General features: G+C 73.8%; 11 protein-coding genes. 4 read left to right on the top strand and 7 right to left on the bottom strand.

Translation table 11 applies throughout. The annotated features are described in order from the left end of the window. The 4 genes from EAD98_RS22925 to EAD98_RS22910 all read left to right on the top strand — a co-directional run. Positions 1–350, top strand: a 350-nt coding sequence (locus tag EAD98_RS22925; RefSeq protein WP_199723505.1) for a manganese catalase family protein, incomplete at its 5' end; no start/stop codon positions are given. 82 nt (positions 351–432) lie between these two features. After that, positions 433–732, top strand: coding sequence for a hypothetical protein (locus EAD98_RS22920; protein WP_121656081.1), 300 nt, complete (start codon positions 433–435; stop codon positions 730–732). A 76-nt stretch (positions 733–808) separates the two neighbouring features. Next, positions 809–1,393 (top strand): anti-sigma factor antagonist, encoded by a 585-nt coding sequence (locus EAD98_RS22915; protein ID WP_121656080.1) that lies wholly within the window; start codon positions 809–811, stop codon positions 1,391–1,393. Positions 1,394–1,668: 275 nt separating this feature from the next. After that, positions 1,669–2,379, top strand: a complete 711-nt coding sequence (locus EAD98_RS22910) for a GAF and ANTAR domain-containing protein (RefSeq protein ID WP_121656079.1) — start codon at positions 1,669–1,671, stop codon at positions 2,377–2,379. 12 nt (positions 2,380–2,391) lie between these two features. Here EAD98_RS22910 and EAD98_RS22905 read toward each other — a convergent pair whose 3' ends face one another. The 7 genes from EAD98_RS22905 to EAD98_RS22875 all read right to left on the bottom strand — a co-directional run. Then, complete coding sequence (locus EAD98_RS22905; protein ID WP_121656078.1) at positions 2,392–3,378, bottom strand: glycosyltransferase family 9 protein; 987 nt, start codon at positions 3,376–3,378, stop codon at positions 2,392–2,394. Further along, entirely contained in the window at positions 3,375–4,058 is a 684-nt protein-coding gene (locus EAD98_RS22900; protein WP_121656077.1) for an SDR family oxidoreductase, read from the bottom strand. Before EAD98_RS22900 ends, EAD98_RS22905 begins: the two co-directional genes overlap by 4 nt. Positions 4,059–4,066: 8 nt before the next feature. Continuing rightward, a complete protein-coding gene (locus EAD98_RS22895) occupies positions 4,067–5,479 on the bottom strand; it encodes a PfkB family carbohydrate kinase (RefSeq protein WP_121656076.1) in 1,413 nt (470 codons plus the stop codon). After that, entirely contained in the window at positions 5,476–6,234 is a 759-nt protein-coding gene (locus tag EAD98_RS22890) for an SIS domain-containing protein (RefSeq protein ID WP_121656075.1), read from the bottom strand. Before EAD98_RS22890 ends, EAD98_RS22895 begins: the two co-directional genes overlap by 4 nt. Continuing rightward, on the bottom strand, positions 6,234–7,451 hold the full coding sequence (locus EAD98_RS22885) for a glycosyltransferase (protein WP_121656074.1): 1,218 nt from the start codon (positions 7,449–7,451) through the stop codon (positions 6,234–6,236). The genes EAD98_RS22890 and EAD98_RS22885 overlap by 1 nt, the downstream gene beginning before the upstream one ends. Beyond that, positions 7,436–8,419 carry a glycosyltransferase gene (locus EAD98_RS22880; protein ID WP_121656073.1) on the bottom strand — a complete coding sequence of 328 codons (984 nt, stop codon included), beginning with the start codon at positions 8,417–8,419 and terminating at the stop codon, positions 7,436–7,438. The genes EAD98_RS22885 and EAD98_RS22880 overlap by 16 nt, the downstream gene beginning before the upstream one ends. Positions 8,420–8,460: 41 nt before the next feature. Continuing rightward, positions 8,461–9,588, bottom strand: a 1,128-nt coding sequence (locus EAD98_RS22875) for a glycosyltransferase family 9 protein (protein WP_147457469.1), incomplete at its 5' end; no start/stop codon positions are given.

Genomic DNA, 9,588 nt, shown 5'->3' with positions numbered 1-9,588 from the left:
TCCTGCTGGCCCGCGACACCATGCACCAGAACATGTGGCTCGCCGCCATCGAACAACTCAAACAGGACGGCCTGGAAGACATGCCGGTGCCCGACGCCTTCACCGACTCCAAGGAGTTCACCAAGGAATTCAGCTACACCTACCTCGACTTCTCCCCCGGCCAGGACGCCGCCGAAGGCCGCTGGGCCTCCGGCCCCACCCCGGACGGCAAGGGCGAATTCACCTACGACCACAGCCCCCGCGCCCACGCCCCCGAACCGGTGCTCGCACCCGGCGATCCTCGCCTGTACGGCACCAACCCGGGCATGGCGCGGGGCGTCGCCAACAAGGTCAAGAGCAAGCTCACCTGATCCCACCTCGCCGGGCCGCCCGGTACGCCGGGCGGCCCGGCACCCAGCTTGTCGTCCTGTAGTTCTCGGCAAGGAGTAGTCCATGTCCTCCGTCGCCACGCCACGTCTCGTCCCCCTGTCGCGGACCCGCCGCAAGCTGGCCGTCTTCACCGCGCTGACCGTCGTCGCGCTCGCCGCCGGGCTGCCGGGCTGGACTGTCGCCGCCCTGGCACTGACCAGCCTGATGATCCCCGTCGCCGTAGCCCTCGCCGGAGGACAAGTTCTCGTGCGCGAACTGCTGCGTTTGAGGCTCACCGAAGCGGGACGGCACGTACCGACGACGCCCACCACAACGCGGGCCGAAGGGTGCCAGGTGTCTGGCGGGTCTCAAGCCGATCTTTAGTGGCGGACGTTCACAGCCGGTTGCCGCGTGATGCGTGTCAGGCGGGAAAGAGGTACCGTCGACGACGGGTCAAGACATGTGCCCGACCGGCCGTCCCGCCGCAACTGCCGTGGCGAAGGCGACAGAAATTCGAGTCCTGCCCGGAGAAAACATGTCGCACACAATGCAGCGTTCTGGGCCTGAGGGCCACAACTTGCCATTCGGACGGCTCGTGCCAGCGGGCGAACCCATTCTGTGCGTCGCCGCGACGAGTGCGGGACCAATCACATTGATCCGCGCGTCCGGCGAGGTCGATATGAGCAGCGCCCACCTGCTCGTCGACATGGTCGCGCTGGTCGCGGCACGCCCCGCTCCGCAGCAGGTGGCGCTGGACATGTCCGAGGTCACCTTCTTCGGCGCGCACGGAATCAGCGCCCTGCTCCGGGCCCGACACCTGGTCACGTGTGCCGGCGGCGTCCTCACGCTGCCCGCCGTATCGCCGACCGTCCGGTACATCCTCGGCGTGACGGGCGTCGGCGACCTCCTCGGCATCCAGGCTCCACCCATCCGCCGAGAGGGCCTCGTCCCGCCGGTGGCGGCCGACGACACGGCCCCCAGGACGCCATGCCGACCGGCCCCCGGCCGCAGCGATGACGGGCCGCCCCTTGCCCGCCATGCCTGAGATCGGCTCGCGTCACGACTCGGAGGTCCCGCGGTCGGGCAGGTCCCGGCAAACCGATCACACGTGCTGCCCGAGTGCCCCTCCGTGCGGTGTGGATCGTAAAATGCTCTTCGGTAGCGCGTCTGCACAGACGTCGCGAACGAGCGTCAAGCAGCGGCGCTGGTCCTGACCCCACGTCGGGTCCTACAGCGGTCCGTTGCACGCGGGCCGCCCGCCCCGCGCTGTCCAGCTTCGTTCGAGGTCGACCGCGCCCGTTCCGCAAGGACGCCAGACGCATGCCACAGGCACCCCTCGATCTCACCCAGGCCCTCATCGAGCTGGGTACGATCCGGTACGGCGAAGCGAGCCTCAACGCCGTCCTGGTCAGGATCACGGAGATCGCCAAACAGACGGTGCCCGGGTCCGAGGACGTGTCGGTGACCCTGATTCAGGGCTCCAGGTCGTACACCGCGGCGTACACCGGGGACCTGGCGTTGCGGCTCGACGAGTTGCAGTACGAGCAGGGCCGCGGCCCGTGCCTGGATGCCGCCAGCAGCGGCACCGTCATCATGGTCGAGGACATGGCCACGGAGCGCCGTTGGCCGACTTGGGCCGCGAGCGCACGCGCCACCGGGGCCGCGAGCTCTCTGTCGGTGGCTCTGCCCATCCAGGAGGCGGTGGTCGGCGCGCTGAACATCTATGGCCGGGCGCCGCGGGCCTTCACCGAGGTCGTCCAGTTGGCCCAGACCTTCGCCGGCCACGCGGCGGTCGCCGTGGCCAACGCACAGCGCTATGACAGCGCTGCCGCGCTGGCGGAGCAGATGCGCAACGCGATGCGCAGCCGTGCCGTCATCGAGCAGGCCAAGGGCATCATCATGGAACGCGGGCGGTGCAGCGCCGATGAGGCCTTCGCGGTGCTCGCCAAGATCTCCCAGGACTCCAACCAGAAGCTGCGTGATGTCGCCGAGACACTGGTGGAGCAGGCCACCCACAGGCGGCGGTCCTGAACGCTCGGGCTGCTAGAGCGCAGCCTCCGCCCACAGGACGGCGGAGGGTGCCGGCTGGGCCGGCGGGGCAGCACGAGCGGAAGCCCGGGTCACGCGGTCGATGGCGGCCAGCACCGCCGGCACGTCCAGCTCGGCGAGCGCCGTGTGCACCGCCGTGCCGTCGCCCGCCGGACGCGGCCCGACCCAGAGCGCCTCGTGACAGGGCCGGCCCGGCGGTGGGCCCCAGTGCGCGGGTGACACCGGGCCGAACAGCAGCACCGACGGGGTGGCGTACGCGGTGGCGAGGTGGCCGATGCCGGTGTCACCGCTGAGCACCAGACGAGCGTGGGCGACCAGGGTGGCCAGCTCGCCGAGACCGGTCTGCCCCGCCAGCACCGCGTCGTCGGGAAGCCCGGCCCGGCGCGCGACCTCCTCAGCAATGCCTCGCTCCCCCGGGTTGCCGGTGACCACCACCCGGTGCCCCCGCCCGGCCAGCGTCCGAGCGACCGCCGCGAAGCGCTCCGGTGGCCAGCGCCGCTGCGACGCCTTGGCGCCGGGATGCACGACGCTGAGCCCGGCCCGCAGTCCACCGGCCACGGGCCGGGCCAGCGCCAGATCACCGCGGTCGGCGGGAATGCCGTACCAGGCGAGCATCCGGCACCAGCGGTCCACCTCGTGCTCGTCGGCGCGCCACGGTGGCCCGTCCTCGTGCCCGGCCTCGTGGTTGGCGAAGGCGAGCAGCCCGCGCGGCCCGACCCCGGCGAGCATGCGGTGCGACTGCGGCCCTCGGCCGTGCAGGTTGACCGCCAGCTCCGGCGGCGGGCCGGGCCACCTCAGGTGGCCCAGCCCGTCCGCCTCGACCAACCGGTCCACGCCGCCCACCAGGTCGATCAGCGGGCTCAGCCACCGGGGCGCGACCAGCGCCAGCTCCTCGTCGGGGTACGCGGCGCGTAGCGCGCGGAGGGCCGGCACCCCGGCGGCGAGATCGCCGACGCCGAGCGCCCGCAGCACCAGGATCACGGGTACGACGACTCCTGCTCGGCGCAGACCACCAGTTCGCGTACCGCACAGCCGGGCGGTTGCCCGAGCGCGAACAGGACCGCCTCGGCCGTGTCCGCCGGGTCGTTGAGCACGGCGTCCGGCCCGGGCTTGTACCTGTCGTCCCGGTCGTCGAAGAACGCGGTCCGCATGCCGCCGGGGATGAGCAGCGTGACGCCCACCGCGCCGGCCAGCTCGGCCGCGAGAGCCCGGGTGAAGCCGACCACGCCGAACTTCGCGGCGCAGTACGCGGTCGCGTCGCTGACCGCCTTGACACCCAGCGTGGACGCCACGGTGACCACCGTGCCGTGCGAGCGTTCCAGGTGCGGCACCGCCGCCCGGACCACCGCGGCCGTGCCGAGCAGGTTGATCGCGACGATCCGGTCCCAGGTCTCGCCCGGCACGTCGGTCAGTCGGCCCGGCACGTCCATGCCGGCGGCGGTCACCACGCCGTCCAGGCCACCGGCCTGCTCGGCGATGCGCCGGGTGGCGTCCTCGGCGGCCCGGGCGTCGGCCAGGTCGCACTCGACCCAGGGCACCTCGACGCCCGGAGGCCGGCGGTCCAGCACGTACGGCCGTCCGCCGGCCTTGGCCACCGCGGTCACCACGGCCGCGCCGAGGCCGCTGGATCCGCCGGTGACCAGGATGGTCCTGCCGTTCATGTCCCTGCTCATACCGCTCCCCTGACGAGGTGAAGGCCACGCTGACGCGCGGCGGAGATGGTGGCGGTGGTCGACCGGCCGGCGAGGTACGGGACGGTGACGACCTTCCCGCCCCAGCGGTGGATCAGTTCCGCCTCGGGCAGCTCGGGGCTGCCGTCCCCGGCGTAGTCGCCGCCCTTGACCCAGACGTCCGGCCGCAGCCGGGCCAGCACCTGGTGCGGGGTCGGCTCGTCGAAGACCACCACCGCGTCGACGCAGTCGAGTGCTGCCAGGAGACGGGCGCGGTCCTCCTCCGGGTTGACCGGACGATCCGGTCCCTTGAGCCCCCGGACACCGCGGTCGGAGTTGAGGCACACCACCAGGCAGTCGCCGAGGCGGCGGGCCGCCTGGAGGGTGGCGACGTGCCCGGCGTGCAGGACATCGAAGCAGCCGCCGGTGGCGACGACGGTCCCGCCGTCGGCGCGTACCGTCGCCAGCACCTGTTCGGCGGTACGCGCCGCGGCCGGCCTCGGGTCGCGGTCCGGCGCGCGGTGCAACCCCGTGGCCCCGCCCGTCGCCACGTACTCCGACGCGGCGGCGACCGCCATGCCGACCGCCTCGGAGATCGCCGCGCCGTCGCCGAGCGCGAGGGCGGCGGAGGCGGCGAACCGGTCCCCGGCGCCGCACGTGTCCTCGACGCGGTCGAGGGGGGTTGGTGGCGGGACGACCAGTGGCGTGCTGCCGGAGTGGCAGAGCACCGCGCCGTCCGGTCCCATCGTCACCGCGACCGCTCCGACCCGCCAGCGGCGCCGCAACTCCTGCCCGGCCCGGGTGGCGGTGGAGAGCGCGGAACCGCCGCCCGCGTCGCCGGTGAGGTGCCGCAGCTCCGCCAGGTTCGGCGTGGTCAGCCGGACCCCCGGCACGGCGGCCGGGCCACGCGGGTGCGGGTCCCACACGATCGGCGCGGATGCTTCGGCGAGCGCCGCGCGCAGCACGGGTTGCCGTACCAGCCCCCGGCCGTAGTCGCTGACCAGGATGGCTCGGGCCTGGGACAGCAGCTCCAGCACGGCCTCCGGCGGTTCGTCCGGCGGCTGTGGCTCACCGCCCCGGTCCAGGCGGAGCAGGGTCTGTCCGCCGGCCCTGAGCCGGACCTTCTCGCCGGTCGCGCCGGGCAGGTGCAGCGGATAGACGTCGACCCCAACGGTGCTCAGCAGGTCGGCCAGGCGGGCGCCACCGGCGTCCCCCGCCAGCCCGGTGACCAACGCGACCTCGGTGCCGTGCGCGGCCGCGAGCAGTGCGGCCAGGCCGGCGCCACCGGGGCGGTCCACGGCCGAGCGTTCGTCGAGCACCGGCGCGGGGGCGTCCGGGCAGATCCGGTTGACCGTCCCGGTGACGTCCCGGTCCAGCAGGGTGTCGCCGACCACGACGAGCCGCCCGGTCACGACGCCGCCCAGCCGGTGCCGGTGAAACCCCGCCCGTTGTGCGGATGCCCGTTGTGCGGATTGCCGTTGTGCGGATGTCCGTTCGTCCGGTGGCCCACCGTCTCCGGTGCCGGCGACCCGACCTGGACCGGCGCGGCCGGACCGGTCCGCACCGGCGGCACGGGGACGGTCCGCAGCTGTCGGACCAACGGCAGCGCCTGGTCGACGAACTCGCAGAGCAGATGCGTCGAGACCAGGTGCAGCTCCTGCACCACCTGACTGTCCGGGGACGGCACGGCGAGCACGTCGTCGCACAGATCGGCGAGGGGATTCGGGGCCGGGCCGGTGAAGGCCCAGCAGCGCAGGCCGGTCTGGCGGCCGGCGCGGGCGGCCGTGAGCAGGTTCCTGCTGCTGCCGCTGCTGGACATGAGCAGAAGGATGTCGTCGCGGCGGCCGTGGGCGCGGACCTGGCGGGCGAAGACCTCCTCGTAGCCGTAGTCGTTCCCGATCGCGGTCAACGCGGAGGTCTCCGCGTGCAGGGCGATGGCGGACAGCGGCTCCCGGTCGTCGCGCAGCTTTCCGACCAGTTCGGCGGTGAGATGCTGGGCCTCGGCGGCGCTGCCACCGTTGCCGGCCACCAGGATCCGTCCGCCCCGGGCGAGGGTCCAGGCCAGCTCGTCGCCCCAGACCGCGAGTCGTTCGGCCTCCCTGCGATAGGGCAGCAGCGCTGCGGCGAGCCCGGCGAGGTGCGCGTCGAGGGTGTCGTGGCGGGTCATCACGCCACCGCCCCGGCGGGACGGGTGAGCGTGGCCACCGCCGCGTAGACGCCGCCGAGCTGCTCGGCGCAGCGTTTCCAGGAGTACAGGCAACGAATCCGGTCCAGCGCCGCCGAGGCGTACGCGAAGCGGCGAACGTTGTCGGCGAGAAGCCGCCGGATCGCGGTGCCCAGCGCGCGGGGATCGCGCGGTGGCACCAGGTCACCGGTCAACCCGTCCACGATGGTGTCGGCGATCCCGCCGACGTTCGTGCCGATCACCGGCACCCCGCACGCCATCCCCTCCAGGGGAGTGAGCCCGAACGGCTCGTACCAGGGGGCGGCGACCAGCACGTCCGCCGAGCGGTACCAGGCGGCCATCTCCTCCCGGGTCACGCCGCCGACCAGCTTGACCCGGTCGGCGACCCCGCACGACTCGGCCAGCGCGGAGAGCCGACGGGCGAAGGTGTCGGCCGCGAGCAGATCGGCCGGCGGGCCGCCGACCACCACGCACTCGGCGTTCGGCACCGTGCGCAGCGCGCGGACCACCTCCAGGAAGCCCTTGCGCTCCACCATGCGGCCGACGGTGAGGATGCGTGCGCCAGCCGGGCCACGCGGCGCGACCGGGCCGTCCGGACGGAACACCTGCTGGTTGACGCCGGAGGGGACCAGCGTCATCCGGGATCGCGGCACTCCCATCCGCACCAGCTCCCGGACCTCGTCCGCGCACTGCACGATGACCTGGTCGACGGCCCGACCGAGCGCACGCTCGTAGCCGATCCGCCCCGGCGGGCTGGTGTCCATGCTGCCCTGGTGACGCCGTTTCACCGTGCCCAACGCGTGGTACGTGAGCACGCTCGGCACCCCGATGCGGCGCCCGGCGTGCACGGTGGCCAGCCCGCTCATCCAGAAGTGCGCGTGGGCGACCTCCGGAGTCCAGTCGCCGCGCCGCCAGGTGTCCGCCAGCCAGCTGCCGAACTCGCCCAGGTACGGCAGCAGCTCGTCCTTGGGCACCCGGGACGGCGGGCCGGCCGGCACGTGCCAGACCTGGTAGCCGTCGGGCGTGGACACCGCCTCGGGCAGGGCGGCGGAGTCGCGGCGGGTGTAGACCCGCACCTCGTGGCCCTCACCGACCAGCGCAGCCGCCAACTCCGCCACGTGGGTGTTCTGGCCGCCGGCGTCCTCCTCCCCGAGGACGGCCAGTGGACTGGCGTGTTCCGAAATCATCGCGACCCGCATGTCTCCTCCTCCAGCAGCCGGTCCCAGTCAGCGAGGAACCGGTCGAGCCCGTACCGTTGCTTCGTCATCTCGCGGGCCCGCGCTCCCAGCCGGTGTGCCGCGTCGCGGTCACCGGCGAGCCAGCGGGCCGCCTCGACCAGCGTGTCGACCCTGGTGGACAGCACCCCCGCGTCCGGCGGGACCGCGTCGACGGCCTCGGTGGTCGCGAGGGCGATCACCGGCATCCCGATGGCCATCGCCTCGATCAGGCTCAGCCCGAGCGACGTCCACCGGCACAGGTGCAGATACGCCCGTCGCCGGGCGAGCTCGGCATGCATGCGGTCCTGCGGCAGGTCCTCGTGGCCGGTCACCGGGCCGCCCCGGTCACCGGCGGCGGCCAGCGCGTCGGGCAGGCCCGCCACGCCCATGCCGTAGACGTCCAGTGGAGCCACCGCGGCGAACCGCGGCATCAGGTCGGTGCCGGTGACCCGCCAGCGCCGTACCGGCTCGTTGGTCACCACCGCGAGCCGGTCCAGGTCGCCGGTCCACTCCACGCTCGGTGCCACGATGCCGTGCTCGATGACGGCGGTGCGGGTGCCGCCGTTGTCCCAGAACAGCTCGTTGAAGTGGGTGACGTGGGTCAGCAGGAGGTCGTCGCGGTCGGCCATCGGGTGCCGGGTGTTCGGCACGTCGCCCTTGGGGGTGTTGTGCTCCACGTAGACCGCCGGCAGGTCGCGGCCGGGTCGGCGTCCGAGCCACCGCTCGGCCAGCTCCAGTTCCTCGGGCCGTTGCAGCACGACCAGGTCGACCTCGGTCCGCCCCAACTCGTCGGGGGTCACCTCGAGAGCGTTCGCCGGCCAGACGTACGTCCGCGCCCGGCCCAGCCCGTACGGGCCACGGTCGGGGGTGACCGGGACCAGGTACCGGTGTCTTCCGTGCACGAACGACGTCGTCCAGGAGCCGTGCACGTGCCACAGCAGTACGTTCATCTCTCTCCTCGATGGCGGCTGTCGGGGCGGAGCGTGGCGGGTCAGCAAGGCGGGCCAGGGGCGAGGACCCGTACGGCCGCGACCACCTCGGCGGGGTCGACGTTGGACAGGCAGGGGTGGCCGGCGAGCGGGCAGACAGCCGCCCGGGTGTCGCGGCAGGCCGCCCCGGCGTCGCCGAGGCGGACGGTCGGCACCCGGTACGGCGCCCACTGCCCGAACGGGACGGTCGGGGCGAACAGGCTGACCACCGGTACGCCGACCGCGGCGGCGAGGTGGGCCGGCCCGGTGTTGCCGACCACCACGCAGCGGGCGCCGGCCAGGATCCGGGCGAGCCCGGCCAGGTCGACCGCCCCGCCGAGGTCGGTGCCGCCGGCCGCGCTGACCCGGGCCGTGACTTCCCGCTCGTCCGCTCCGCCGGTGACGACGACACGGTGGCCGTCGGCGACCAGGGCGGCGACGATGTCGGCGCAGTGGTGGGCCGGGCAGGCCCGGGCGGGCACCGACGAGCCGGGGTGCACCACCACGTAGTCGCCGGTCGGCAGCACCGTCGTCGGGGCCTCGGGGAGGTCGTCTCGCAGCCGCAGTGCCGGCTCGTCGCCCGGCGCGAGCGCGAATCCGGCTGCGGCGGCGAGGGAGATCGCGCGTTCCGGCTCGGGCACACCGACGGGCACCCGGTGCCGGACGTCCAGCAGGGAGCCCGGGTAGTCGTCGCTGATCGCGCTGATCCGGGGGACGCCGGCCATCCGCAACAGCAGCGCGAGGGGCAGCGGCGACTGGTGGTACGAGGTGAAGACGACCGCCTCGCCGGCGCCGACCTGGGCCAGTCGGCCGGTGAGCGCGCGGATGTCCGCCGGGTCGACCGGTCCGGGTGAGCGGTCGATCCAGGGCAGCGGCCACTCGATCAGCTCGTCGACACCGGGCAGCAGCTCGGCTGCGGCCCGGCCGCGTGGCCCGCAGAGGAGCACGACCCGCTGCGCGCCGGCCGCGACGGCCCGGATCCCCGGGCCGGTGACCAGCACGTCCCCGATGGAGTCGCTGCGGACCACCAGGATGGTGCCGGATCGCCCGGTACGGGCTCCGGACGGACGGACGGCGCGCATCCGGCGCAGGATCTCGTCCACCGCTGCGGGGAGGTCGGGGGCCACCGTGGGCGCCGCGTCGATCTCCTC

The organism is Micromonospora sp. CV4 (genome assembly GCF_003667455.1).
GTDB lineage: Bacteria > Actinomycetota > Actinomycetes > Mycobacteriales > Micromonosporaceae > Micromonospora.
This window is presented reverse-complemented; position numbering and strand designations above follow the sequence as displayed.

What these genes read in the sequence shown, in the direction of transcription:
- EAD98_RS22880 (WP_121656073.1), bottom strand. Translation starts at nt 8,419, where the DNA reads ATGAACGTACTGCTGTGGCACGTGCACGGCTCCTGGACGACGTCGTTC.
- EAD98_RS22920 (WP_121656081.1), top strand. Translation starts at nt 433, where the DNA reads ATGTCCTCCGTCGCCACGCCACGTCTCGTCCCCCTGTCGCGGACCCGC.
- EAD98_RS22885 (WP_121656074.1), bottom strand. Translation starts at nt 7,451, where the DNA reads ATGCGGGTCGCGATGATTTCGGAACACGCCAGTCCACTGGCCGTCCTC.
- EAD98_RS22890 (WP_121656075.1), bottom strand. Translation starts at nt 6,234, where the DNA reads ATGACCCGCCACGACACCCTCGACGCGCACCTCGCCGGGCTCGCCGCA.
- EAD98_RS22900 (WP_121656077.1), bottom strand. Translation starts at nt 4,058, where the DNA reads ATGAACGGCAGGACCATCCTGGTCACCGGCGGATCCAGCGGCCTCGGC.
- EAD98_RS22915 (WP_121656080.1), top strand. Translation starts at nt 809, where the DNA reads ATGTGCCCGACCGGCCGTCCCGCCGCAACTGCCGTGGCGAAGGCGACA.
- EAD98_RS22910 (WP_121656079.1), top strand. Translation starts at nt 1,669, where the DNA reads ATGCCACAGGCACCCCTCGATCTCACCCAGGCCCTCATCGAGCTGGGT.